Source organism: Afipia sp. GW822-FHT03D08, assembly GCF_058801645.1.
The window spans coordinates 37,265-62,295 of the sequence record NZ_JBXANK010000002.1 but is presented as its reverse complement, the minus strand read 5'-3'; the positions used below and the strand labels follow the sequence as shown (position 1 = coordinate 62,295).

Genomic DNA, 25,031 nt, shown 5'->3' with positions numbered 1-25,031 from the left:
CTCGCGCAAGATGTTCTACAAACCGGTTCCCGCATTCATGATCGGCTTGTAACGCGGACGGCTCCGCTCCCCGGCGAGTCCTTCTGGCGACCTGTCGGGCTGGAGTGGGGGGGATTCCTCACGCATCGGTGCCAGCGCCGTCATCACGCGCTCAGGCGGATAGGTGACGATCACTTCCGTACCTACCCGCAGGGTCGATTTGAGCGTGAACGTCCCGCCGTGCATGTCGATCAGGCTCTTGGCGATCGGCAGGCCGAGGCCGGCGCCCTGTTCGGCGGATTTGATCGAGTTCGAACCCTGGCCGAAGGACGCCAGCACGATCGGAATCTCGTCTTCGGCAATGCCCGAGCCGGTATCCTTGACGCTGAGGTATTGTCCGCCCGACGCTGTCCAGCCGACCTTGAGCCAGATTTCGCCGCCCTGCGGCGTGAACTTGATCGAGTTAGACAACAGGTTAAGCACGACCTGACGCGTGGCGCGTTCGTCACCCCACAGCTTCGGCATGTCCTGTTCGAAAACTTCATGAATCGTGATGCCGCGGCTCGATGCGCGCAGTTTCAGCAGGTGGTGACAATCCGCGACAACATGCACCAGCGAGACAGGCTCTTCGTTGAGTTCGTAGCGCCCGGCCTCGATGCGCGACAGATCGAGAATTTCGTTGATGAGATTCAAGAGGTGGACGCCGGAGTTGTGAATGTCGGCGGAGTAATCCTTATAAACCTCGACGGCATGTGCGCCGAAAATCTCGCTCTTCATGACTTCGGAAAATCCGAGAATCGCGTTGAGCGGCGTGCGCAACTCGTGGCTCATCTGGGCGAGGAAGCGCGACTTCGAAACGTTGGCGGATTCGGCCCGGTAGCGGGCCTCATCGGAGATCGCCTTAGCCTGCTCGAGTTCGCCGATCAGCGCATCTTTCTCGGCGCGGGCTTCCAGCGTCGCAAGCGTAGTCGAATGCAGACGATGAGCGAGCAGGGCGAAATAGCCTTCCGCAGTCACCGCGAGCGCTGCGAGGATGTAATCATCGAAGGTTCCGCGAAGGATGAAATTCACCGCGATTGCCGCCGAAACCGGAACGGTTGCCGCAAAGGCAGCAATGGGCAGGCTTGCCGCCAGCATGCTGGAAACGGCAATGACCAGCAGCATCACGAACAGCATCAACGTGTTCGAGACGACATCGATGCCTGATGGATGGATCAGGACGAGGGTCCAGGCCAATCCGTAAAGCAGATCCAGTCCCACAAATCGCATGCGCCACTTGCGCGTGATCGCAGGCGATGAGGACGTAACGGCAAGAAACTTGGAGCAGAAGCGAATGACGATGCCGTGGATCGCAAGGATTCCGGCGGTCCAGACCACGGCGGCGACGGCCGGAATCCAGAAGCTCGCGAGGATGCCCGTCGAGACCACGAGGAGGATGACGACCAGCGACGCTGAAATGCGCGTCTGCGCGTATTGCCGCAACAACTCATGGTCGAAGGCCGGCCGTGTTCCGCTGGTCGACGTCAGGCGGTCACGGGCTTCGCGCACGCGCTGCGAAGCGGCCCGGCGGCTGCGCGCCGGTGTTTCCGCCGATGTCGCGGAGAGCTCTTTTTTGTCGGCGGTCTCACTCATTTTTACGCGACAAATTCCCGAACAATTACCAATGCTGCGCCGGCTCATACGAGCGCGCACTGCTCCCCGCTATTTCTGGCGCTAAATCATTAAGAGGTGGCTTAAAGGTCAATTTAATCGGGTTAAGGAAGTATGAATTTCGGTGTCGCGGGATGGTCTGTTCGCACCCGTCAAATAGAAGAAAGGCGGCACGGGATACCGCGCCGCCTTATGTGTCATACCAGGCGGAGGACTTTTAGCGCTGCAGCCGTGCCAGCAGGCTCGACGTATCCCAGCGCTTGCCGCCCATTTTCTCGACTTCAGCGTAGAAATTATCGACCAGCGCGGTGACCGGCAGGCTTGCACCGTTGCGGCGAGCTTCCGCGAGACAGATCGAAAGGTCCTTGCGCATCCATTCGACGGCGAAGCCGAAATCGAATTTGCCTTCGTTCATGGTCTTGTAGCGGTTTTCCATCTGCCAGGATTGTGCTGCTCCCTTCGAGATGGCGTCGATCACCGCCCCAACGTCGAGCCCGGCTTTCTTGGCGAAATGAATTCCCTCCGACAATCCCTCGACGAGACCCGCGATGCAGATCTGGTTGACCATCTTGGTAAGCTGACCGGAGCCGGCAGGGCCGAGCAATTTGCACATCCGGGCATACGAGGCGATGACAGGCTCTGCCTGCTTGTAGGCGGCTTCTGCGCCGCCGCACATGACCGTCAGCACGCCGTTTTCCGCGCCGGCCTGGCCACCGGAAACTGGCGCGTCAATGAACTGGAATCCGCGCTTGGTGGCCTCGGCATCAAGTTGCCGGGCGACCTCGGCTGATGCCGTGGTGTGATCGACAAAAACGGCACCGGGCTTCATGCCCGAAAATGCTCCGTCGGCGCCGATGGTCACGGCACGGAGGTCGTCGTCGTTGCCGACGCAGGCCATCACGAAATCCTGACCTTCGGCGGCCGCCTTCGGTGTCGCGGCGGCGCGGCCACCGAATTTCTCGGCCCATGCCTTCGACTTGGCAGCGGTGCGATTGTACACGGTCACCTCATGGCCGCCCTTGGCGGCGAGGTGTCCCGCCATGGGGAATCCCATGACGCCGAGGCCGAGAAATGCGACTTTTGCCATATCTTGCTCTTTGAATTGCTGGTGTGTTTTGGCCGGATTTCCCGGCATGTGGGATGCCGACAGCTATGCGAATGATGGACGGCCTTGCAAGGCCGTTGACGGCACAGGTGACGCGCGTATGAAGGCCACAAGCGGCGGCCCCCGGGGGTAATGCCGGGAGATATGTTGTGGCAGTCGATAAAACCCAGGTTCTTGCAGCGCTTCGCGCCGTAGCATCGCCGCGTGGCGTGCCGCTTGCCGATGCCAAGGTGCTTTCCGAAATTATGGCCTCGGACGGCAAGGTTTTCTTTTCGATCAATGTCGACGCCAACGAGGCGCGGGCATGGGAAGACGTTCGCGCCAAGGCCGAGACCGCGGTTCGGGCGATTCCCGGCGTCACGACAGTGATGGTCGCTTTAACCGCCGAGCGGAAACCCGGCCCTGCCGCAGCCCCGGCGCCGCACCAGCATTCGCACGGGGTAAAGCCCGTTGCTCAGCATCGACCGCAGGGCGCGCCAGCGGATTCTCCGATGAGCAAGCAGGCCGCCATTCCCGGTATTGGCTCCGTTATCGCGGTAGCGTCCGGCAAGGGCGGCGTCGGTAAATCGACCACGGCGCTCAATCTTGCCCTCGCGCTGCGCGATCTCGGTCTGCGGGTGGGACTGCTCGATGCCGATATCTACGGCCCATCGGTACCGCGCCTGACCGGCGTTCGCGAAAAGCCAGCGCTGAACGACGCCAAGAAAATGATCCCGATTGTCCGCTTCGGGCTGCCGCTGATGTCGATCGGCTTCCTCGTCGAGGAAGAGACCGCGATGGTCTGGCGCGGGCCCATGGTCATGTCCGCGATCCGGCAGATGCTGTGGGACGTCGCCTGGGGTGAACTCGATGTGCTGGTGGTGGACATGCCGCCCGGAACGGGGGACGCGCAGTTGACGCTTGCCCAGCAGGTGCCGCTGCGGGGCGTTGTCATCGTTTCGACGCCGCAGGATCTCGCCCTGATCGATGCGCGCAGGGGGATCGCGATGTTCGACAAGGTGAACGTCCCGACGCTCGGCATTGTCGAGAACATGAGCTACTTCCAATGCCCTGAATGCGGTACGCGCTCCGATATTTTCGGGCATGGCGGCGCGCGGCACGAGGCGGAGCGGCTCAAGGTACCGTTCCTTGGTGAAATCCCTCTGCACATGACCATCCGGACGTCGTCGGATGCCGGCACACCAGTGGTGGACAGTGAGCCGGGCGGTGCCCATGCGGCGATCTATCGGGCCATCGGCACCGAGATCAAAAGGCAACTGGTGGGCGCGGCGGTCTCCACCTGACGCCCTGGAATGCCACTTTTTACCTGATTTGAGGCCTTATTCGACTTTCGTTTAATCCGCTCCGGATGCGGCGTTCCCGCGTTTTCCGCAAATCGACTTCCGTGCTAGAGACCGTTCCAGAGGGATTTCAAAAAGAAACACCCCCAAAAGGAGATGCCTAATGAAGCGTCGTGATTTTTTGAAAGTAACTGCTGCCGGAGCGGCCGCCACTGCGGTCGCTTCGCCAGCCATCGCCCAGTCGTCCCCGGAAGTTAAGTGGCGTTTGACGTCCAGCTTCCCGAAGTCGCTCGACACCATCTACGGCGGCGCCGAGCAGCTCTCGAAGTACGTCGCCGAAATGACCGACAACAAGTTCCAGATTCAGGTATTCGCCGCCGGCGAAGTCGTTCCCGGCTTGCAGGCGCTTGATGCGACTTCGAATGGCACGGTCGAAATGTGCCACACGGTTTCCTACTACTATGTCGGCAAGGATCCGACGTTCGCGATCTTCGCGTCGGTGCCGTTCGGTCTCAACACGCGCATGCAGAATTCGTGGCTCGATCAGGGCGGCGGCAACGAGCTTGCCAACGAGTTCTACAAGAAGTTCGGCGTTATGGGTCTGCCTTGCGGCAACACCGGCACGCAGATGGGCGGCTGGTTCCGCAAGGAGATCAAGACCGTCGCCGATCTTCAGGGCTTGAAGATGCGCATCGGCGGCATTGCCGGTCAGGTGCTGGCGAAGGTCGGCGTCGTCCCGCAGCAGCTTGCTGGCGGCGACATCTATCCGTCGCTGGAAAAAGGCACCATCGACGCAGCCGAGTGGGTCGGCCCGTACGACGACGAAAAGCTCGGCTTCAACAAGGTTGCGAAGTTCTACTACTATCCAGGCTTCTGGGAAGGCGGACCGACGGTTCACGCGTTCACCAACCTCGAGAAGTTCAACGCGCTGCCGAAGAACTATCAGGCGATCCTGACCAACGCGGCGGCACACACCAATGGCTGGATGCCTGCACGTTACGACATGCAGAATCCGGGCGCGCTGAAGCGTCTTGTGGCCAGCGGCACGCAACTGCGTCCGTTCACCAATGAGGTGCTCGACGCGTGCCTGAAGGCGACCAACGAGCTCTGGGCTGAAATCTCCGCCAAGAACGCCGACTTCAAGAAGGCGATCGATGCGATGCAGGCCTACCGTTCGGACCAGTATCTGTGGTGGCAGGTCGCCGAATACACCAACGACAGCTTCATGATCCGCTCGCGCACCCGCGGCTGATTTCGTTCACCGAAGCAGTCTGAACCAGCCCGGCCTCGAAAGAGGCCGGGCTTTTATTTTGCGGTGCAGTGGAAGAAATCAGCATGGATATTGGTATCGGGTTGCTCCATGCTCCGGTTCCAAGCCTCGAAAAGAAGGGCACAAAACACACAAAATCACATTCAGGGAGTCATCATGAAACGTCGTGAGTTTATCAAGGTCGCTGGTATCGGCGCAGCCGGTGCCGCGATCGCATCACCCGCCATTGCCCAGTCGTCGCCTGAAATCAAATGGCGCCTGACGTCCAGTTTTCCGAAATCTCTCGACACCATTTACGGTGCGGCCGAGGTGTTTTCGAAGGCTGTTGCCGAAGCCACCGACAACAAGTTCCAGATTCAGGTCTTTGCCGCGGGCGAAGTCGTTCCGGGCTTGCAGGCGCTAGATGCTGCCTCCAACGGCACCGTGGAGATGGCCCACACGGCCACTTACTACTATGTCGGAAAGGATCCCACCTTCGCGCTCGGCACCGCCGTTCCCTTCGGCCTCAACAGCCGCATGCAGACCTCCTGGCTACAGGTCGGCGGTGGCGGCGAACTGTTCAACGAATTCCTGAAAGGCCACAACGTCATCGGCTTCGCGGCTGGGAATACCGGCTGCCAGATGGGTGGCTGGTTTCGCAAGGAGTTGAAAGACCCGTCCGATATGAGCGGCTTGAAAATGCGGATCGGCGGCTTTGCCGGCCGTGTGCTCACCAAGCTCGGCGTGGTGCCGCAGCAGGTGGCGGGCGGCGACATTTATCCGTCGCTTGAGAAAGGCACCATCGACGCAGCCGAGTGGGTCGGGCCTTACGATGACGAGAAGCTCGGTTTCCAGAAGGTCGCGAAGTACTACTACTATCCCGGCTGGTGGGAAGGCGGACCGACGCTGCACAATCTCGTCAATCTCGCCAAATGGGAATCGCTGCCAGCGAGCTACAAGTCCATCATCAAGACGGCATCGACGCTTGCCAACGAAACGATGCAGGCACGCTACGATGCCTACAATCCGCCCGCGCTGAAGCGGCTGGTGGCCGGTGGAACGCAATTGCGTCCGTTCTCTGCATCGATCATGGATGCCTCGCTGAAGGCCGCCAATGAGGTCTATGCGGAAACGTCGGCGAACAATCCCAACTTCAAGAAGATCTATGAAGCGATGGCGGCTTACCGCAACGACCAGTACACTTGGTGGCAGGTTGCAGAATACGGCTTCGACAGTTTCCAGGTCAGGTCGCGCACACGAACCTGATCCTCGCGATCAACTGCCCATCAAGAGAAAATCCCGATCTTCGCAAGAAGGTCGGGATTTTAGTTGAAGCATGCAGGTTTGCGAACTTACTTGCTGCCAGCCGGTGGACCGAAATCGAGCGCAGGCATTTCCTGTTGCTGAATCTGGATATCGACCTTGTTGGGATCGACGGTCGATAGTGCGCCCTTGTAGTGCATCACCATGGCCGGGAAGGCGATGACGAGACCGACCATGATCACCTGGATGATCACGAACGGCACCGAGCCCCAGTAGATCTGCCCGGTGGTCACAGGCTCCATCCGCTTGCCGCTGACGCGATCCGTATAGGCTTCTTTCGGGGCCACAGAGCGAAGATAGAACAGGGCAAAGCCGAACGGCGGATGCATGAATGAGGTTTGCATATTGACGCCGAGGATCACGCCGAACCAGATCAGATCGATGCCGAGCTTTTCGGCGGCGGGGCCGAGCAGGGGGATGACAATGAACGCCAGCTCGAAGAAGTCGAGGAAGAATGCCAGCACGAACACAAAGGCGTTGACGAAGATCAGGAAGCCCGTCTGGCCGCCGGGGAGTGAGACCAGCAGTTCCTCGACCCACCGGTGGCCATCGACACCGTAGAAGGTGAGGGAGAAAACGCGCGCTCCAACCAGGATGAAGATCACGAAAGCGGAGAGCTTGGCGGTGGATTCTGCAGCCTGTCGCGTCAGGTCGAAGCTCAGCCGCCGTTTCATGATCGCGAGGATCATCGCGCCGCCAGCACCCATCGCACCGCCTTCAGTCGGAGTCGCGACGCCGATGAAGATCGTGCCAAGCACCAGGAAGATCAGGCCGAGCGGTGGCACCATCACGAACACGACCTGCTCGGCGAGCTTCGACAGCAGCTTCAGGCCCGAGATGCGGTTGATCACCGCGAGCACGAATGACATCGCCACCACGATCGACATCGTGAGAACAACGTAGTCTGCGCCGGCTTTCACCTCGGTGAATTGCATAATTTCGAGCGCAATTGCGGTTGCGCCGATCAACACAACGAAGAGTGACAAAGTCATCGTGCGTATGATGCCGATGAAGGGTTTGAAGAACAGGCCGGTCACAACAATGAACCAGAAGCCGTGAAGTATGAGCGGGTTCTCCGAAATCTTGTTGAAGACGGGCGAGGTCCAGTCGAACAGGCCAAGCTTGACCACGAAGAAGTATGCCGTTGCGGCGGCCGAGATTGCTGCCAGCGGGAGGATGACTGGGTGCTTGGCGGTTTCAACCTCACGCAGCGTCTGTGCTTCCAGCGGCAAGCCAGGTGTGGCTTGCGGGAAGAACGTCGCAACAAGGAAGATGTACACGGCATACAGGATCGACAGCACGATACCGGGAATGAACGCACCTTCGTACATATCGCCGACGGATCGGCCGAGCTGGTCGGCCATCACGATCAGCACCAGCGACGGAGGAATGATCTGCGCCAGCGTGCCGGAGGCGGCGATAACGCCGGTCGCGACACGGCGGTCGTAACCGTAGCGCAGCATGATCGGCAATGAGATCAGACCCATCGAGATCACAGAAGCCGCGACGACGCCGGTTGTCGCGGCCAGCAACGCGCCTACGAAAATCACGGCGTAGGCGATGCCGCCCCGGATGCTGCCGAACAATTGCCCGATGGTTTCAAGCAGATCCTCGGCCATGCCCGATCGTTCGAGGATAAGCCCCATAAACGTAAAGAAGGGAATCGCCAGCAGCGTCTCGTTGTTCATGACGCCGTAGACGCGTTCCGGAAGAGCCTGCAGGAAGTCCGGACGGAACAGTCCGAGTTCGATGCCGATAAAGGCGAACAGCAGCCCGTTGGCGGCGAGAGAGAACGCGACCGGATATCCCAGTAGCAGGAACATCACGAGCGACGCGAACATGATCGGCGCCATATAGTGGATGAACATCGCCGCCATTAGAAATCTCTCTCGTTCTGCGCTGTGACGGCGACGCCGGTCATGGTTTTTCGGGTGTAATGGCCTGAGCCAGCTTCAGGGCTTCAAGTTCGGCGATCTCATGCGCGCTCAATGCATGCGCGTTCGGATCGGGCAGCAGACCCTGCATCACGGCGGCGCGCTTGATGATTTCCGAGACGGCCTGAACGAGCAGCAGTGCGAGCCCGATCATGATCAGCGACTTCGCAGGCCATTGCGGAAGGCCGCCTGCGCTGAACGATTGCTCGTTCTGATTAAAGGAAACGATGAAGAACGGCACCGAGGTCCAGATCAGGACGATGCAAAATGGCACGAGGAAGAAGACGTGCCCGATCATGTCAATCCAGCTTCGGACCTTGAGAGGCAGGCCATGATTGATGATGTCGATCTTGATGTGCTCGCCGTTGAGCAGCGTCCATGGCGCGCAGAGCAGGAACACGGCGCTGAACAGGACCCACTGCAATTCGAGGTAGGCATTCGACGAAACGTCGAACACTTTCCGGATAACAGCGTTGGTCGCCGAAATGATGACGGCGATCACGATCAGCCATGACACCCAGCGACCGACAAACGTCGTAAACGCGTCGATCGCGCGGCTCAATTTGAGAAGCGATTGCAAAACCCATCCTCCCGAATGCGCCCCTGCGTCGCTTGGCTCTGCCGCGACCGGAAGGTGACGGCATGCCGGCTTTTCCAGCCGGAGGCGCATAAAGCTGCCCGACCAAATCAGCGTGTCATGCCGCCGTCAATTGGAAGTTTGTTCATTCCAAGGCAGAATCTGCAGGCGCGATGAGGTGTGGGAAATTTGTGCCAAGCAAACTCACGAGCAGGGAAATATTCGAAACCGCCTTAGCCGCCGGTCACACTCATGTGCCTGCTGACGCTTGGCCGGTTGTGGCGGCGGTCGATAATGAAATCGTGGCCCTTCGGCTTGAGCCCGATCGCCCGGTCGATGGTGGCTGCGAGGAGGGCGTCGTCGCTGGATGCCCGCAGAGGCTTGCGCAGGTCGGAGGCGTCCTCGTGGCCGAGGCAGGTGTGGAGTGTCCCGGTGCAGGTGACCCGGACGCGGTTGCAGGATTCGCAGAAGTTATGGGTCATCGGCGTGATGAAGCCGAGCCTGCCGCCGGTCTCGGAGACGCGGACGTAGCGCGCCGGTCCGCCGGTGTCGTCCGGCAGGTCGGTCAGGGTATAGCGGGCGGCGAGGCGGGCACGGAGCAGTGACAGCGGCAGGTACTGGTCGATCCGGCCCTCGCCGATATCGCCCATTGGCATGACCTCGATCAGGGTGAGGTCCATGTCCTTGCCGTGCGCCCACTCCATCAGCGAGGGAATCTCGTCCTCGTTCAAGTTCTTGAGCGCCACGGCGTTGATCTTGACCTTGAGGCCCGCGGAGCGCGCAGCCTCGATGCCGCGCAGCACCTTGTCGAGGTCGCCCCATCGCGTAATGGCCCGGAATTTCGCGGCGTCGAGGGTATCAAGCGAGACGTTGATACGACGTACCCCGTTGTCCTTGAGCTCGGCAGCAAATTTCTCGAGCAGCGAACCGTTGGTCGTTAGTGTCAATTCATTCAGCGCGCCGCTGTCGAGATGGCGCGAGAGGGAATGTACGAGCGACATCACATTGCGCCGAACCAGAGGTTCGCCGCCGGTCAGGCGCAGCTTGCGGACGCCCTTGGCGATAAACGCCGAGCACAGCCGGTCCAATTCCTCAAGCGTAAGCAGGTCGGATTTCGGCAGAAACGTCATGTCTTCGGACATACAATAGAAGCAGCGCAGGTCGCAGCGGTCTGTCACCGAGACGCGCAAGTAGCTGATCGACCGCCCGAAGGGGTCGGTCATCGCAGATGTCGTGGCCAGGGAACTTGGAAAAGGTTCGCTCATTCAGCGCCATGCATATTGCTTTACCCGGCGGGCCGCGCCCGCCGTGGTATCCCAAGCACAATCTAGGCACGATGAAGCGCGCTTACAAACGAATCCAGCTATGCAGACAGCACTAATGGAACGGGGTCAGCGGGCCGGCGGCGGCGGAAACGGCGACTCCTCTGCGGGCGCGGCTGCGGCCGGCGCAGAGCGTGGCTTTTTGGCTTTTGGAGCGGCTTTGGGTGCACCGCGCGCGCCTTTCTTGCCGGGAAGCGCCGGTTGCAGCTCCGCATAGACCGGATTCGGGTCGACCGTCACGCCAGGACCGCTGGGATCTCTGAGGAGCTGAACGGGCACGGTTTCAGGCTGGTACTTCGGCAGCGAGAATGTCACGGAAAAATTCTCGGCGGCCACCACCGAAAGCGAGCAGGGGGTTTTACAGGTCTCGCCGCTCGACGCACGCGCCTCGGCGCCCGCCGGCAGCGATTCAAGCTGAATCGTCGCGCTCGGCGGCGTCGATTTGAACATGTCAGGCATGGAGAACGATGAGCAGCCCGCCAGGCCAAGGCCCGCCGCGACGACAACAATGATACGCATGGTGCATCCGTCATGTGATGCGGTGATAGCCGCATAGTCCCCGCGCGGGACCTTAGAAGTGTCATTCTGTCCGCGCAACCGGGCGCGGTACATTCCTTACGCAAAGGTTAACGCCGGTTCCGAATCTGTGTGAACAGGCAAAACCGTATACCTTTCATCGGCTTGCAAAAGAAGCCGCCAGATTTTTCACGGCCCCCGGCAGTTCCCGCATATGACCGATGACAAGGTCGGGTTTAAGTTCCGCGATGGGGATTTCTGTGTACCCAAACGTGACCCCAATTACCGGAATACCGGCCCGGCGCGCAACCCCGACATCCGGGCCGGAATCGCCAACCATGATCGACCTGGAGACGTCTCCGCCGGCCCGGGCGATGGTCTGGCGCAGGATGGTCGGGTCGGGCTTTGCCACACCGAATGTGTCGGCGCCGCAAATCGCCGCAAAGCGCTTTGTCATGTCCAGTTCCGCGAGCAGAAGCTTTGAAAGCCCCTCGAGCTTGTTGGTGCAGACGGCGAACCTGAAACCGCGTCCCTCCAGTTCGTCGAGGGCGGCGTAGAGGCCCTCGAACGGCTTGGAAGCGTCCGCGATGTGCTCCTTGTAATAGGCAATGAAGTCGACGGTCAGCCGGTCGATGTCCGCCACGCTCATGGCGCGGCCCTCGAGTTCGAGCCCGCGCTCGATCAGCTTCCGCGCACCGGCGCCGATCATGGTGCGAGCGGATGCAACCGGCACGAGTGGCAGCCCTTCGCGCTGGAGGACGAAGTTCAGCGCGCCGACGAGATCGGGAGCTGTATCGACGAGAGTGCCGTCGAGATCGAAGACAATTAGGGGGGAGGAGGTCATGGCGGATCGCTAGCGGGCGAAGCCGGATCATGCAAGGGCTGCGGCAGGATTGGACTTATGTCCGGCTTTTTTGGCCGTTTTTCAGCCCCAAGGCCGTATCCACCGCCGCGGAAACCGCGCTATATGCCTCGCGTTCCACGGGAACGGAACGTCGAGGATACGATGTCGATGGACGATCTAAAGAGGCAGGCGGCGGCGCGCGCGGTCGAGCAGGTGCGGGACGGCATGAAGCTTGGGCTCGGCACGGGCTCAACGGCCAAACACTTCGTCGAGCTGCTAGGCGAACGCGTGAAGGCAGGTCTCAAGGTCGTCGGCGTTCCAACATCGGAAGCGACGCGTGCTGACGCCGAGCGCTGCGGTGTCCTGCTGACAACACTGGACGAGGTCGATCGGCTCGACCTTACCGTGGACGGCGCCGACGAAATCGACCCCAATCTCGAGCTTATCAAGGGCGGCGGCGGGGCCTTGCTGCGCGAGAAGATCGTCGCGGCGGCATCCGACCGAATGATTGTGATCGCGGATGAATCGAAATGGGTCCCGACCCTCGGCCGCTTCCCGCTTCCGATCGAAGTCATCCCGTTTGGCCTCGGCGCGACCCGCCGGGCCATCGAGGCGGTCTTTGCTGAAAATGGCGTTTCCGGGCAAATGGGTGTCCGCAAGGCCAAGGATGGCCATGCTTTCGTCACCGATGGCGGCCACTGGATTATCGATGCCCACCTTGGGCGGATACCGGATTCCCCCAGACTGGCGGCAGCATTGAATTCGATCCCTGGCGTGGTGGAGCACGGCTTGTTTATCGGTCTTGCGCGGACGGCTGTGCTCGCAGGCCCTCAGGGTATTCGCGTTGTTGAACGGCGCTAGTGTGGTGCGCAATTGAGGAGAATTGATATGAGAAAGTTTTCGAACGTTCTGCTCGCGGCAGGCGCAGTGCTGGGCCTGATGCTGGGCAGCGCGGTGGCGCAGGCTCCGAAGCCGCCGACCCCCGCGGCCATCGGCTATGCCAAGGAAATCTTGGCGTCCAAGAATGTCAGCGCGATCTATCAGGGCGCCGTTCCCGGTCTCGTGCAGCGGACCAAGGACGTGCTGCTGCAGGCCAACCTGAACTACCAGAAGGACCTCAACGAGGTTGCCGTTCAGGTCGCGAAGGATCTCGCCGGCCGCGAAAAGGAGATCGGCGAGGAAATGGCGCGGATTTACGCCACGGCCTTCACCGAGCAGGAACTGAAGGAGCTCGCCGCGTTCTACAAGTCGCCGCTTGGCGTCAAGGTGATCGCGCAGGAGCCCGTGGCATTCAACGCCGCGCGTCAATATATGGATCAATGGGCGCAGAAGTTCGGCGAAGAAATCAACGGCAAGTTTCGTGCTGAAATGAAGAAGCGCGGCAAGGAAATCTAGGCACGATCGGAAATTTCAGATGGCGGACTTGGACGTTGATCTGTTCGTAATCGGCGGTGGTTCCGGCGGCGTACGTGCTGCCCGGATCGCCGCCGGTTATGGTGCAAGCGTCCTGGTCGCCGAAGAATACCGGATGGGCGGCACCTGCGTGATCCGCGGGTGCGTCCCGAAGAAGCTGATGGTTTATGCGTCCCATGTCCGGCATGAACTCGAGGACGCTGCGGGTTTCGGCTGGACCATTCCACCCGCGACGTTTGACTGGCCGACCTTGATCGCCAACAAGGACAAGGAAATCGCCCGGCTCGAAGCGGCGTACACGTTCAACGTCGAGAAAGCCGGCGCTAAAATCGTGAAGGCGCGCGCGACGTTCGAGGATGCGCACAGGCTGCGGCTTTCCACCGGCGAAACCGTCAACGCAAAGTATGTGCTGATCGCCACCGGCGGCGCGCCAAACCACGGCGAAGCCATTCCGGGCATCGAGCATGTGATCTCGTCCAATGAGGTATTCCACCTCCCGAAATTACCGAAACGCATCGTGATTCAGGGCGGCGGTTATATTGCGCTGGAGTTCGCCGGCATCTTCGCCGGACTTGGTTCTGACGTGACCGTCATCTATCGCGGCGAAAATATCCTGCGCGGCTTCGACGATGATGTGCGGGCGCACGTTCGCAAGGAGATGGAGAAGTCGGGTATCAACGTGATCACCGGCTGCATCGTCACCAGGGTCGAAAAGCATGGCGACGCCTTCACTACGCATCTGTCGAGCGGTTCAAGCATTGCATCCGACCAGGTGATGTTTGCGGTCGGCCGGCATCCGAATGTCAAAGGTCTCGGACTTGAGAAGGCCGGTGTCGAGCTGAATCCCATCAACGGCGGCATTGCCGTGGATGGTTTTTCGCAGACCAACGTGCCGCATATCTACGCCGTTGGCGACGTCACGCATCGTCTCAATCTGACGCCCGTTGCGATCCGCGAAGGACATGCCTTCGCCGATACAGTATTCGGCAAGCGGCCGACGCGTGTCGATCATGCTGACATTCCGACGGCGGTTTTCACTCAGCCCGAGGTTGGCACGGTCGGACTGAACGAGGCCGAGGCGCGGGCGCAGTTCACCCACGTCGACATCTACAAGACCGACTTCCGCTCGCTGAAATCGACACTGTCGGGAAGCGAATCCCGGATCATGATGAAGCTGATCGTCGACGCCGCGACGGACCGGATTCTCGGCTGCCATATTGTCGGGCCGGAGGCGGGCGAACTGATCCAGGTGGTCGGTATCGCCGTCAAGATGAAGGCGACCAAGGCCGATTTCGACGCGACAATGGCGGTCCATCCGACGGCCGCCGAAGAACTCGTGACCCTGCGCACGCCCAGCGCCCGGCACGTCCGTCAGGCGGCGGAATAGCCATCTCCTTGCGCCACAGTGAGCGGAAGCGGGCTTTCAGCCCGGGCAAGTCCTTGAGACTTCATGCCGATTTGCATCTGGCAAGACCGTACCCACCTGTGTATAACCCGGCGCATCACAAGATTGCCGTTTCCTGAGGAGTTTCAGTCATGTCCGAGCGGTGGACGCCCGACAGCTGGCGCAAGAAGCCAGTCATGCAAGTGCCAGACTATCCCGATGCGAAGGCATTGGCCGATGTCGAGGCGCAGCTTGCTACGTTTCCGCCGCTGGTTTTTGCAGGTGAAGCGCGCAACCTGAAGAAGTCGCTGGCCCGCGTAGCTGCCGGTGAGGCCTTCCTGCTTCAGGGCGGAGACTGCGCCGAGAGCTTCGCCGAACATGGCGCGAACAACATCCGCGATTTCTTCCGCGTGCTGCTGCAGATGGCGGTGGTGCTGACCTATGCCGGCGCGCTGCCAGTGGTGAAGGTTGGCCGCATCGCCGGCCAGTTCGCCAAGCCGCGCTCGTCGCCGACGGAAAAGCAGGGTGATGTCGAACTGCCGAGCTATCGCGGCGACATCGTGAACGACAACGCGTTCACGAAGGAAGCGCGCACGCCCGATCCGCAGCGCCAGTTGATGGCGTACCGCCAGTCGGCGGCGACGCTGAATCTGCTGCGCGCCTTCGCGACCGGTGGCTTCGCCAATCTTGGCAGCGTGCATCAGTGGATGCTCGGCTTCCTGAAGGATTCGCCGCAGTCGCGCCGTTACAAGGAACTGGCCGACCGGATTTCCGAGGCGCTCAACTTTATGCGCGCCTGCGGTCTCGATCTGGAGAGTCATCCGGAACTACGTTCGACCGATTTCTACACCAGCCACGAGGCACTCTTGCTCGGCTATGAGCAGGCCTTCACGCGCGTGGATTCCACGACCGGCGACTGGTACGCGACCACGGGCCACATGATCTGGATCGGCGACCGCACCCGTCAGCTCGATCATGGCCACATCGAATACTTCCGCGGCATCAAGAATCCGATCGGTCTGAAGTGTGGCCCGTCGCTGAAGCCGGATGAACTGCTCAAGCTGATCGATGTCCTCAATCCGGACAACGAGCCCGGCCGGTTGACGCTGATCAATCGGTTCGGCTCGGACAAGGTGGACGCGCATCTGCCGCAGTTGATCCGCGCCGTGCAGCGGGAGGGGCGTTCGGTGGTCTGGTCGTGCGATCCGATGCACGGCAACACCATCACCTCGACGTCCGGCTACAAGACCCGGCCGTTCGACCGCGTGCTGTCGGAGGTGAAGTCGTTCTTCACCATCCATGCAGCCGAAGGCACCCATGCGGGCGGCGTCCATTTGGAAATGACCGGACAGGACGTCACCGAATGCATCGGCGGCGCGCGCGCGATCACCGACGAGGATCTCAATGACCGCTATCACACGGTCTGCGATCCGCGCCTGAATGCCGAGCAGTCCATCGACATGGCGTTCCTGATTGCCGAACTGCTCAAGCAGGATCGCTCCGGCAAAGCGAAGCCAATGCCGGCCGTCGCGGGCTTCTAATGCTCCGTAAGGTGCTGTCGCGGATGTGGAGCGCCACGATCAACAGCCGGAACGGACTGGCGTTTGCCTTCCGTTCCGAGCAGGCTTTCCGTGAAGAGGTCGTCGCACTTGTTATCGCCGTGCCGCTGGCTTTCCTGATCGGCGTGTCGCCGGAACGCAAGATCCAGTTGATCTGTATCGTGCTGCTGCTGATGGTGGTCGAATTGTTGAACACGGCCATCGAGAAACTGGCCGATCGCCTGACGACCGACCACGACAAGCAGATCGGCCGGGTCAAGGACATGGGGTCGGCGGCCGTCGGCGTCACGTTGGTGATCGCCGGAGGGGTCTGGCTGTTCGCCATCGCGGAGCGCATAGGTCTCATCTGATTTATGCTCATATTGAGCAATTGCGGACTTCTCGCGGAGCGGGCTAAATGCGGTCATGACCAAAGCCACCCAGCTCACGATCACGCTCGCACAGCTCAATCCCATCGTTGGTGACGTCACCGGCAATGCCGCGAAGGCCCGTGCTGCCCGGAAACAGGCGGTGTCCGACGGCGCTGATCTGCTGGTCCTGCCCGAGCTGTTCATCGCAGGCTATCCGCCGGAAGATCTGGTGCTGAAACCGGCATTCCAGGCCGCATGCCGCGCCGAGATCGAAATGCTGGCGCGCGAAACGTCCGACGGCGGTCCGGCTGTGCTGATCGGCACGCCCTGGGTCGAGGACGGCAAGCTCTACAACGCCTGCGCGTTGCTCGACGCGGGGCGGATCGCGGCGCTGCGCTTCAAGGCCAATCTTCCGAACTATGGGGTATTCGACGAAAAGCGCGTGTTCGCGCGCGGGCCGGCGGCGGGGCCGGTGACCATCCGCGGCGTGCGGGTCGGCGTTCCCATCTGCGAAGACACATGGATGGAAGAGTCCGAAGATTACGAGAACGTTGTCGAATGCCTCGCAGAGACCGGCGCGGAAATCCTGATCGTGCCGAACGGATCGCCCTATACGCGCGAAAAGAACGACATGCGCCTGTCGGTATCGGTCGCACGTGTGGCCGAAAGCGGATTGCCGCTGGTTTATCTCAATCAGGTCGGCGGACAGGATGAACTGGTGTTTGACGGTTCGTCGTTCGCGTTGAATGCCGACCGCTCGCTGGCGTTCCAGTTGCCGGGGTTCGTTGAAAACATCACGACCGTCCGATGGACCAAGGGCGACGGCGGCTGGACCTGCAACGGGCCGGTGACACCGGTGCTCGACGGCGACAAGGGCGACTATGCTGCCTGTGTGCTCGGCCTGCGCGATTATGTGGGGAAGGCCGGTTTTCCCGGCGTGCTGCTCGGCATCTCAGGTGGTATCGATTCAGCGCTGTGCGCGGCCATCGCGGTCGATGCGCTTGGCGCGGACAAGGTACGCGGCGTGATGCTGCCGTTCCGTTTCACCGCGCAGGAATCACTCGATGATGCGGCGAAGCTGACGAAGCAACTCGGCATCCAGTACGAGGTATTGCCGATTGCCGCTGCGGTTCACGGCTTCGAGGACATTCTCAAGCCCGTCTTTGCGGGCCGGGAGCGGGACGTCACTGAGGAAAACCTGCAGGCGCGCACCCGCGGCGTTCTGCTGATGGCTATTTCCAACAAGTTCGGCTCGATGGTGGTGACCACCGGCAACAAGTCGGAAATGTCAGTCGGCTATGCCACGCTCTATGGCGACATGAACGGCGGCTACAATCCGATCAAGGACATCTACAAGACCGAGGTTTTCCGGCTTTCGACCTTGCGCAACTCATGGAAGCCGGAGGGCGCGCTTGGTCCGTCCGGCGAAGTCATTCCGCCCAACATCATCACGCGTCCTCCGACTGCCGAATTGCGCGAGAACCAGACCGATCAGGACTCGCTGCCGCCGTACGATGTGCTGGACGCCATTCTTGTGCGGCTGGTGGAGCGCGAAGACTCGGTCGCATCGATCGTGGCCGAAGGCTTCGACATCGACACGGTGACCCGCATCGCGCGCCTGCTCAACATCGCAGAATACAAGCGCCGTCAGGCCGCGCCCGGCGTGAAGGTGACGCGCAAGAATTTCGGTCGCGATCGCCGCTACCCGATCATCAACAAGTTTCGCGACAACGGAAAGGCGCTGCCCGCGCCGGATCATTCGCTGGTGACGCGCTCCAGCCGAAATTCGGCGGAAGCGTTCGAAGGCTGATCAGCCATGCGTGCGCGCGGAAAAAATCCCGCGCATTTGATTTGCCCATATGGATCGGTCATTTCCGCACACAGCTAAGTTTAAAACAGAATTCCGATCGATCCGGATTGCGGCTATGCGCTTCGCCGCAATGGACTCATATGATTTTCGTCATCTAAATCGTCCGGATACTTCGGCGTTGCCGAGATTATCCGGGGGGTGAAAATGACGATCGATACCGTTCAACACAAGTTCGCTTACACAAATGGCATCCGCATGCATTACGTGGAGGCGGGGACGGGGCCGCTGGTGTTGCTGTGTCATGGATGGCCGGAATCCTGGTATTCGTGGCGTCATCAGATTCCGGCGCTGGCCGCGGCCGGTTTTCGTGTGATTGTCCCTGATCTGCGCGGCTATGGCGATACCGAAGCGCCAGCCTCTATCGAAGAGTATGACATTCTTCATCTCGCGAGCGATCTTGTCGGGCTTGTCCATGCCGTCGGCGAAGACAAGGCGATTCTGGTCGGTCATGACTGGGGCTCGATCATCGCGGGGCCGACCGCGCTGCTGCGCCCGGATATGTTTCACGCTGTCGCGCACCTGAGCGTCCCGTTTCTTCCGCGGCGGGCCGTGCGTCCGCTTGTCAGGTTCTTCAATCTGACGCGCGAGAAGCATTTCTATCAGGATTACTTCCAGCAGCCCGGGCGCGTCGAGCGTGAACTGGAGGAAGACGTGCGCCGTTCACTGCTGGGCATTCTCTATTCAGCATCGGGCGACTGCCGGCGAAGCGATGCGTCCTTCACGTTTGCGTCGTTTCCCAAGAACACGCGCATGGTCGACAATCTGGCGATCCCTGAGAAGATGCCGGCATGGCTCACCGAAGCCGATATCGATTTTTTTGCCGCGCAATTCAGAAAATCTAGCTTTCGCGGGCCGATTAATTTCTATCGCAACTTCGATCGCAACTGGCTGCTGACACCGTTTCTCGACAAGGCCAAGTTGCGGCAGCCGTCGATTTTCATCGCCGGCTCTCTTGATGGCGTGCTGCTGATGGCGGCGGATGAGGTCAAGTCGATGCACGAGAACGTGCCGAACCTGTCCGGCAAGCATATCATCGACGGTGCGGGACACTGGATTCAGCAGGAGCGGCCGGAAGAGGTCAACAAGCTGCTCGTCGACTTCGCCGAGGCCAATCGCAGCCCGCGGCAGCTCTTTACGTGAGGGGCGTCTGAACGCTAACGCGCCGGAATAAACGTCGGTCCTACCGAGCGGATCGGCTTGTCACCTGAAGCAGGGGGCGTTTCTGTCGGCGCGCCGGTTGGCAACGGTTGTGCGTTCGCGGGCGTTGCGACGGTGCCTGATTTCTTCTGCGCCGACGCTGGAGCCGCCTTTTGCGGCTGTGACATCTTCTTCGAGCTTTCATCCGTGACGATGATGTCGCCTTGCTGGGCGGCAGCCGCCTTGTCGTCGATATTCTTCAGCGCGTCGGACCAGGTCTGGCCGACCGCTTTGCAACTGCATGACTTGTCGAATGCCTGGCGATACTTGAATGCGTTCGGCGACTGCGAATAGGGCTGGCCGCTGATCGACACCGCCTGATTCATGTCTTCGCCGGGATTGCGATAGGTGAACAACGTCGCGTCCGCGGCGGGGCACAGGGCCTTGCAGGTGCGTTCGTCGTCGGCGAAACGGCTGGGCACAGTGGCGAACGAGATCGGGAAATAGAACCCGTCGCAGCTTCGTGCGCAGACCGTGCGATAGGTGCCGGATGCCGCACCGTTGTCCATTGGCGCGCTGCCGGGGTTATTATTGCCGCCGAACAGATTGTCGAGGAAGCTTCCACCGCCGCTGTTGCGAAGTTGTGCCGCGTATTGCGGGCCGCAATTGTTCTGTGCGAGCGCCATCAACACTGAGCGACGCTGGTTCTCGCGTTCCGAACCGCCAAAGCCGCCGCCGCGCAACCGCTCAAGATTGCCGGTGATCTGATCGAGATTCGACCGCATCTGCTGGATTCGCGTGTTGATCGGGCCGCACTGCGCGGACTGGCCGCTGAACAGCGAGAAAAATCCCGAACTGTCGCAGCCCTGGCGCTTGGCCTGGTCCTGCACGCGCTCCAGTTCGGCCTGCTGCCGGCTCTGCGCCTCCACATAACGCTGGATCTGATCCGCCTTGGCGTTGTCGCCACCGCCGCCGTCGATGGCCGATAACTGCCCGACCAGCCGCTGGCAGATCGGATTTGCGGTTCCGGGCTGGGCCGCCGGTGGGGGCGGAAAACCCTGTTGTCCCATCGCGCCATGGGTCAACAGCGCCGCGCTCACAAGCGCAGCGGTAGCAAAAGTCCATCGCGAGAAAGTAGAATTCGGCAAGCTGTCACGATCCTGGCTGACCGCGGCGCGGCCGACGGGCTCACATACAAGCTTCCGGCGGCAAGGTCACGTCGATTCAGGGGCCAGATAAGGCAGAGAATCGTGACAAAAAGAAGCCCCGTGGAACCGAGGCTATTAGCGCTGACAGGTGATGGCGACGAACTCACCGCTGCTGCGGGCCCCGCCTGTGGAAGCCGGAATAGCGCCGGTCACTTCATCTGGATCGACGCGACGGTAACCGGTAGCCTGCGCAAAATCCCGTGACTGGCAATAGGCGCGCGCCGCCGGAGCCCCGCATTTTTCACCCTTGGCAAGACATTCATCGACGCCGTAGCCGTCAGACTGATTGGCAACGATGAAAACGCGGCTGTCGGCGCGGGTCTCGGTCGCGGCAAGCAGGCATACGCAGGCAGTCAGTGTGAGCAGGAATCGCATGGTGGCACCGGTTCGGGAGAAGCACAGGCGCCTCCATTCTTAAGCCCGAACGGTTAAGAATGATTAAGGGCGGCAATTCCGTGGCAACGGGGGTATGAGACGCCGAAATCCTGAAGGTGTGACCTTGACGCGGTCCCCCCGGCTGGACCATTGTGCGGCCCATGAACGGTTCGATCTCCATTTTCGGCATTTGCCGCGAGATTATTAGCTAGCGATTCGCTGGCTGGAGCCGTCTTTTCTCAAACGAGATCATGGGAGGACGACCCGGCCGCAAGGCAAGGGATTCGATTTCCATGGAGCTCAAGCTCTACGACACGCTGACGAAGGAGAAGCTGCCGTTCCGGCCGCTCGATCCGAAGAACGTGCGCATGTATGTGTGCGGGCCGACGGTCTATGACTTCGCGCATATCGGCAATGCGCGTCCCGTCATCGTGTTCGATGTTCTGTTTCGCTTGTTGCGGCACATCTACGGCGCGGACCACGTCAAGTATGTCCGCAACATCACCGATGTCGATGACAAGATCAACGATCGCGCCGCGCGGGACTTTCCGGGCCTTCCTCTGAACGAGGCGATCCGCAAGGTCACCGAGGAGACGGAAAAACAGTTTCATGCGGACGTCGATGCGCTTGGCTGCCTGCGCCCGACCGTCGAGCCGCGCGCGACCGAGCACATCGCGGAAATGCGTGCGATCATCGAGAAACTGATCGCGGGCGGCAACGCCTATGTCGAGCAGGATCACGTCCTGTTCAACGTCGCATCCGATCCGAACTACGGCAAGCTGGCGCGGCGTTCGCTCGACGAGATGCTGGCTGGTGCCCGTGTCGATGTCGCGCCCTACAAGCACGATGCGATGGATTTCGTGCTGTGGAAGCCGTCAAAGCCGGGTGAGCCGTCATGGCCTTCACCGGGCGGCATTACACCGCAGGGACGTCCGGGCTGGCACATCGAGTGCTCGGCGATGGCGTGGAAACATCTCGGCGAGCAGTTCGACATTCATGGCGGCGGCATCGACCTAGTATTTCCGCATCACGAGAACGAACTGGCGCAATCCTGCTGCGCGTTCCACAACGACCGGATGGCCAATGTCTGGATGCACAATGGCTTCCTGCAGGTCGAGGGCGAGAAGATGTCGAAGAGCCTCGGCAACTTCGTCACGATCAGGGAGTTGCTGACAGGCTGGCGCGGCCGTTCATGGCCTGGCGACGCATTGCGGTTTGCAATGATGCAAACCCAATACCGTTCACCGATCGATTGGTCGTTGGCTGCGTGTGACAATGCATTCAACACGCTAAAAGACTTTTTCAGCGTAGCGGCGCCGCCCTCAGGAGAACCGCCTTCTTCTGTTATCGAAGCCCTGGCTGACGATCTGAATACACCCAGGGTGATTGCTGAACTGCACGCCTTGCGCAAGCAGGTTCGCGACCCGGGAGATGAAGCCGCCGTCGCGCTTGGCAACGCGCTTGCGTTTCTCGGTCTCGATGCCGCGCGGTTTGCGGCGTGGGTTGCCAAGGCTGATGCCAGCGCCGTTTCCAAAGCGGGCAATGTCGATGATCTGATCGCCGATCGAGCTGCCGCACGTGCGCGGAAGGATTTCAAGGAATCCGACCGCATCCGCGACGAACTTGCTGCCAGAGGAATCGTGTTGAAGGACGGCAAGGATGCCGACGGCAAGCCTGTGACCACATGGGAGATTGCGCGATGACAAAGCCTGACACGCCTTTTCCCAAGCACTGGCGCTACTATATCGCGATCAAGTGGCTGCTGATTGTTGCAGCCATCGCGCTCGCGCTCAAACTCGTCAACGTCTGGTAAGGCAATGGGCCAATCCATCCCAAAAGTCGGCTTGCGGCCGTTTCTTCCCGAGGACACTCCAGTGCTCGCGGCGATCTTCGTCGCCAGCATCGATGAGTTGGCTGAGGATGACTATTCGGATGCTCAGCGTGAGGCGTGGGCAGGCGCCGCCGAGGACGAAAACCAATTCGGCAGGCGGCTTGCGGGCCAGTTGACGCTGGTGGCGACCATCGAAAGTTCGCCGGTGGGCTTTGCCTCGCTCAAAGGCAAGGATCATCTCGACCTGCTCTATGTGCATCCGGGCTTTGCGCGGCAGGGCGTCGCCACGGCACTTTGCGACGCACTGGAAAAACTGGCCGGTGCACGCGGTGCGACCGCGCTGACGGCCGAAGCCAGCGACACCGCGGAGCCGTTTTTCGTCAAGCGCGGTTATACGGCCCAGCAGCGGAATACGGTGTCGGTCGGCGACGAATGGCTGGCTAATACCACCATGAAGAAATCACTGGGCGGCGATGCGCCGCAAGGCGAGATGCCGGGAAGACCATCATGAGCCGCGAGCGTCTCTATCTGTTCGACACGACGCTGCGCGACGGCGCGCAGACCAACGGTGTTGATTTCACGCTGCATGACAAGCAGATCATCGCAAATATGCTCGACGATCTCGGGATCGATTATATCGAGGGCGGCTATCCGGGTGCGAACCCCTCGGATACGGAATTCTTTTCCTCAAAGCCGAAATTCGATCATGCGAAATTCACCGCCTTCGGCATGACGCGCCGCCCGGGCCGTTCGGTGTCGAACGATCCCGGCGTCGCGGGTTTGCTCGAGGCGAAGGCCGATGCGATCTGTTTTGTGGCCAAATCGTCTGAATATCAGGTGCGGGTGGCGCTCGAGACCACCAACGAGGAAAATCTCGCCTCGATCCGCGACAGCGTCAGCGCGGCGAAGGCGTCGGACCGTGAGGTTATGCTCGACTGCGAGCACTTCTTCGACGGCTTTAAGGAGAATCCGCAATTCGCGGTGGCCTGCGCGAAAGCGGCGTACGACGCCGGCGCGCGCTGGGTGGTGCTGTGCGACACCAACGGCGGCACGATGCCGAACGAAATCGAGAGCATCGTCGGCGAGGTTGTGAAGCACATCCCCGGCGATCATCTCGGCATCCACACGCATAACGATACCGAGCAGGCAGTTGCGAATTCGCTGGCTGCTGTGCGCGCGGGCGTGAGGCAAATCCAGGGTACGTTGAACGGGCTGGGTGAGCGTTGCGGCAACGCCAATCTCTGCTCGCTGATTCCGACGCTGAAGCTGAAGAAGGAATTTTCCGACAAATTCGAGATCGGCGTATCGGACGAAAAGCTCGCAACGCTGGTTCATGCCTCGCGCGCGCTGGACGATATCCTCAATCGCGCGCCGGATCGTCATGCGCCCTATGTCGGCGAAAGCGCATTCGTCACCAAGACGGGCATCCATGCCTCGGCGGTTCTGAAAGACCCGCAGACCTACGAACACATCACGCCGGAAGCTGTCGGTAACCACCGCAAGGTGCTGGTTTCCGATCAGGCCGGACGCTCCAACGTCATCGCCGAACTGGAGCGGGCCGGTATTCCGTTCGACAAGAATGATCCGAAGCTGACGCGTCTGGTTGAGGAAATGAAGGAGAAGGAAGCGGCGGGCTATGCCTATGAGTCCGCGGATGCTTCCTTCGATTTGCTGGCGCGCCGGACGCTCGGCAAGGTGCCGGATTATTTCAAGGTCGTGCAGTTCGATGTGAACGTCGAGCAGCGTTACAATGCACTGGGACAGCATGTCACCGTGGCGATGGCGGTGGTGAAGGTGGATGTCGCCGGTGAAATGCTGATCTCGGCGGCGGAAGGCAACGGCCCGGTCAATGCGCTCGACGTCGCGCTGCGCAAGGATCTCGGCAAGTATCAGAAATACATCGAAGGTCTGAAGCTGGTCGACTATCGCGTGCGTATCCTCAATGGCGGCACGGGGGCGATCACCCGCGTGCTGATCGAGAGTGAGGACGAGGCGGGCGAACGCTGGACCACGGTGGGCGTATCGCCCAACATCATCGATGCATCATTTCAGGCCCTGATGGATTCGGTCGTCTACAAGCTGGTGAAATCCAACGCACCTGCGTGATCCGTCCAAAGAGGAAGCG

22 protein-coding genes are annotated in these 25,031 nt (G+C 60.7%); 13 read left to right on the top strand and 9 right to left on the bottom strand.

The genetic code is table 11. The features are described 5' to 3' along the window. Positions 1–15 precede the first annotated feature (15 nt). Positions 16–1,611: a sensor histidine kinase gene (locus AC1RM7_RS15385; protein WP_024920977.1), complete on the bottom strand. Its 1,596-nt coding sequence runs from the start codon at positions 1,609–1,611 to the stop codon at positions 16–18. A gap of 235 nt (positions 1,612–1,846) precedes the next feature. After that, positions 1,847–2,764, bottom strand: a complete 918-nt coding sequence (locus AC1RM7_RS15380) for an NAD(P)-dependent oxidoreductase (RefSeq protein ID WP_081758524.1) — start codon at positions 2,762–2,764, stop codon at positions 1,847–1,849. A 119-nt stretch (positions 2,765–2,883) separates the two neighbouring features. Between AC1RM7_RS15380 and AC1RM7_RS15375 the strand changes: the two genes are divergently transcribed. The 3 genes from AC1RM7_RS15375 to AC1RM7_RS15365 all read left to right on the top strand — a co-directional run bounded on the left by AC1RM7_RS15375 (position 2,884) and on the right by AC1RM7_RS15365 (position 6,529). Then, positions 2,884–4,017: an Mrp/NBP35 family ATP-binding protein gene (locus AC1RM7_RS15375; protein ID WP_024920975.1), complete on the top strand. Its 1,134-nt coding sequence runs from the start codon at positions 2,884–2,886 to the stop codon at positions 4,015–4,017. 160 nt (positions 4,018–4,177) lie between these two features. Continuing rightward, positions 4,178–5,266, top strand: coding sequence for a TRAP transporter substrate-binding protein (locus AC1RM7_RS15370; RefSeq protein ID WP_006020010.1), 1,089 nt, complete (start codon positions 4,178–4,180; stop codon positions 5,264–5,266). A 174-nt stretch (positions 5,267–5,440) separates the two neighbouring features. Beyond that, positions 5,441–6,529, top strand: coding sequence for a TRAP transporter substrate-binding protein (locus tag AC1RM7_RS15365; RefSeq protein WP_024920974.1), 1,089 nt, complete (start codon positions 5,441–5,443; stop codon positions 6,527–6,529). A gap of 86 nt (positions 6,530–6,615) precedes the next feature. Here AC1RM7_RS15365 and AC1RM7_RS15360 read toward each other — a convergent pair whose 3' ends face one another. The 5 genes from AC1RM7_RS15360 to gph all read right to left on the bottom strand — a co-directional run bounded on the left by AC1RM7_RS15360 (position 6,616) and on the right by gph (position 11,779). Beyond that, positions 6,616–8,463 carry a TRAP transporter large permease gene (locus tag AC1RM7_RS15360; protein ID WP_006020012.1) on the bottom strand — a complete coding sequence of 616 codons (1,848 nt, stop codon included), beginning with the start codon at positions 8,461–8,463 and terminating at the stop codon, positions 6,616–6,618. 40 nt (positions 8,464–8,503) lie between these two features. Continuing rightward, positions 8,504–9,100, bottom strand: coding sequence for a TRAP transporter small permease subunit (locus AC1RM7_RS15355; RefSeq protein ID WP_006020013.1), 597 nt, complete (start codon positions 9,098–9,100; stop codon positions 8,504–8,506). A gap of 230 nt (positions 9,101–9,330) precedes the next feature. Continuing rightward, entirely contained in the window at positions 9,331–10,362 is a 1,032-nt protein-coding gene (moaA, locus tag AC1RM7_RS15350; RefSeq protein WP_024920973.1) for a GTP 3',8-cyclase MoaA, read from the bottom strand. A 126-nt stretch (positions 10,363–10,488) separates the two neighbouring features. Continuing rightward, a complete protein-coding gene (locus AC1RM7_RS15345) occupies positions 10,489–10,938 on the bottom strand; it encodes a PEGA domain-containing protein (RefSeq protein ID WP_006020015.1) in 450 nt (149 codons plus the stop codon). 154 nt (positions 10,939–11,092) lie between these two features. Beyond that, on the bottom strand, positions 11,093–11,779 hold the full coding sequence (gene gph / locus AC1RM7_RS15340; RefSeq protein ID WP_024920972.1) for a phosphoglycolate phosphatase: 687 nt from the start codon (positions 11,777–11,779) through the stop codon (positions 11,093–11,095). Positions 11,780–11,941: 162 nt separating this feature from the next. On the opposite strand from gph, the gene rpiA reads away from it, so the two are divergent. From rpiA to AC1RM7_RS15305, 7 genes are all read left to right on the top strand, one after another. Beyond that, complete coding sequence (rpiA, locus tag AC1RM7_RS15335; protein ID WP_024920971.1) at positions 11,942–12,640, top strand: ribose-5-phosphate isomerase RpiA; 699 nt, start codon at positions 11,942–11,944, stop codon at positions 12,638–12,640. 27 nt (positions 12,641–12,667) lie between these two features. After that, positions 12,668–13,174 carry a DUF2059 domain-containing protein gene (locus AC1RM7_RS15330; RefSeq protein WP_006020018.1) on the top strand — a complete coding sequence of 169 codons (507 nt, stop codon included), beginning with the start codon at positions 12,668–12,670 and terminating at the stop codon, positions 13,172–13,174. A 19-nt stretch (positions 13,175–13,193) separates the two neighbouring features. After that, positions 13,194–14,579, top strand: coding sequence for a glutathione-disulfide reductase (gene gor / locus AC1RM7_RS15325; RefSeq protein WP_024920970.1), 1,386 nt, complete (start codon positions 13,194–13,196; stop codon positions 14,577–14,579). 149 nt (positions 14,580–14,728) lie between these two features. Beyond that, positions 14,729–16,117 (top strand): class II 3-deoxy-7-phosphoheptulonate synthase, encoded by a 1,389-nt coding sequence (locus AC1RM7_RS15320; protein ID WP_006020020.1) that lies wholly within the window; start codon positions 14,729–14,731, stop codon positions 16,115–16,117. Positions 16,118–16,131: 14 nt separating this feature from the next. After that, positions 16,132–16,485, top strand: a complete 354-nt coding sequence (locus AC1RM7_RS15315) for a diacylglycerol kinase (RefSeq protein ID WP_024920969.1) — start codon at positions 16,132–16,134, stop codon at positions 16,483–16,485. 55 nt (positions 16,486–16,540) lie between these two features. Further along, positions 16,541–18,295: an NAD+ synthase gene (locus AC1RM7_RS15310; protein WP_024920968.1), complete on the top strand. Its 1,755-nt coding sequence runs from the start codon at positions 16,541–16,543 to the stop codon at positions 18,293–18,295. A gap of 204 nt (positions 18,296–18,499) precedes the next feature. Further along, positions 18,500–19,495, top strand: a complete 996-nt coding sequence (locus AC1RM7_RS15305; RefSeq protein WP_051472523.1) for an alpha/beta fold hydrolase — start codon at positions 18,500–18,502, stop codon at positions 19,493–19,495. A gap of 14 nt (positions 19,496–19,509) precedes the next feature. On the opposite strand, the gene AC1RM7_RS15300 is transcribed toward AC1RM7_RS15305, so the two are convergent. After that, entirely contained in the window at positions 19,510–20,640 is a 1,131-nt protein-coding gene (locus tag AC1RM7_RS15300) for a DUF2865 domain-containing protein (RefSeq protein WP_024920966.1), read from the bottom strand. 135 nt (positions 20,641–20,775) lie between these two features. Further along, entirely contained in the window at positions 20,776–21,075 is a 300-nt protein-coding gene (locus tag AC1RM7_RS15295; protein ID WP_024920965.1) for a hypothetical protein, read from the bottom strand. A 293-nt stretch (positions 21,076–21,368) separates the two neighbouring features. Between AC1RM7_RS15295 and cysS the strand changes: the two genes are divergently transcribed. From cysS to cimA, 3 genes are all read left to right on the top strand, one after another. Then, positions 21,369–22,778: a cysteine--tRNA ligase gene (cysS, locus tag AC1RM7_RS15290; RefSeq protein ID WP_425993553.1), complete on the top strand. Its 1,410-nt coding sequence runs from the start codon at positions 21,369–21,371 to the stop codon at positions 22,776–22,778. 114 nt (positions 22,779–22,892) lie between these two features. Then, positions 22,893–23,417 (top strand): GNAT family N-acetyltransferase, encoded by a 525-nt coding sequence (locus AC1RM7_RS15285; protein ID WP_024920963.1) that lies wholly within the window; start codon positions 22,893–22,895, stop codon positions 23,415–23,417. Next, positions 23,414–25,012: a citramalate synthase gene (gene cimA, locus AC1RM7_RS15280; RefSeq protein WP_024920962.1), complete on the top strand. Its 1,599-nt coding sequence runs from the start codon at positions 23,414–23,416 to the stop codon at positions 25,010–25,012. The genes AC1RM7_RS15285 and cimA overlap by 4 nt, the downstream gene beginning before the upstream one ends. Positions 25,013–25,031: the final 19 nt, after the last annotated feature.

Coding starts and splice junctions, on each gene's coding strand:
- AC1RM7_RS15380 (WP_081758524.1), bottom strand. CDS start 2,764: ATGCCGGGAAATCCGGCCAAAACACACCAGCAATTCAAAGAGCAAGAT.
- rpiA (WP_024920971.1), top strand. CDS start 11,942: ATGTCGATGGACGATCTAAAGAGGCAGGCGGCGGCGCGCGCGGTCGAG.
- AC1RM7_RS15345 (WP_006020015.1), bottom strand. CDS start 10,938: ATGCGTATCATTGTTGTCGTCGCGGCGGGCCTTGGCCTGGCGGGCTGC.
- cysS (WP_425993553.1), top strand. CDS start 21,369: ATGGAGCTCAAGCTCTACGACACGCTGACGAAGGAGAAGCTGCCGTTC.
- gor (WP_024920970.1), top strand. CDS start 13,194: ATGGCGGACTTGGACGTTGATCTGTTCGTAATCGGCGGTGGTTCCGGC.
- AC1RM7_RS15305 (WP_051472523.1), top strand. CDS start 18,500: ATGACGATCGATACCGTTCAACACAAGTTCGCTTACACAAATGGCATC.
- AC1RM7_RS15285 (WP_024920963.1), top strand. CDS start 22,893: ATGGGCCAATCCATCCCAAAAGTCGGCTTGCGGCCGTTTCTTCCCGAG.
- AC1RM7_RS15320 (WP_006020020.1), top strand. CDS start 14,729: ATGTCCGAGCGGTGGACGCCCGACAGCTGGCGCAAGAAGCCAGTCATG.
- AC1RM7_RS15360 (WP_006020012.1), bottom strand. CDS start 8,463: ATGGCGGCGATGTTCATCCACTATATGGCGCCGATCATGTTCGCGTCG.
- AC1RM7_RS15295 (WP_024920965.1), bottom strand. CDS start 21,075: ATGCGATTCCTGCTCACACTGACTGCCTGCGTATGCCTGCTTGCCGCG.
- AC1RM7_RS15370 (WP_006020010.1), top strand. CDS start 4,178: ATGAAGCGTCGTGATTTTTTGAAAGTAACTGCTGCCGGAGCGGCCGCC.
- AC1RM7_RS15365 (WP_024920974.1), top strand. CDS start 5,441: ATGAAACGTCGTGAGTTTATCAAGGTCGCTGGTATCGGCGCAGCCGGT.
- moaA (WP_024920973.1), bottom strand. CDS start 10,362: ATGAGCGAACCTTTTCCAAGTTCCCTGGCCACGACATCTGCGATGACC.
- AC1RM7_RS15385 (WP_024920977.1), bottom strand. CDS start 1,611: ATGAGTGAGACCGCCGACAAAAAAGAGCTCTCCGCGACATCGGCGGAA.
- AC1RM7_RS15310 (WP_024920968.1), top strand. CDS start 16,541: ATGACCAAAGCCACCCAGCTCACGATCACGCTCGCACAGCTCAATCCC.
- cimA (WP_024920962.1), top strand. CDS start 23,414: ATGAGCCGCGAGCGTCTCTATCTGTTCGACACGACGCTGCGCGACGGC.
- AC1RM7_RS15330 (WP_006020018.1), top strand. CDS start 12,668: ATGAGAAAGTTTTCGAACGTTCTGCTCGCGGCAGGCGCAGTGCTGGGC.
- gph (WP_024920972.1), bottom strand. CDS start 11,779: ATGACCTCCTCCCCCCTAATTGTCTTCGATCTCGACGGCACTCTCGTC.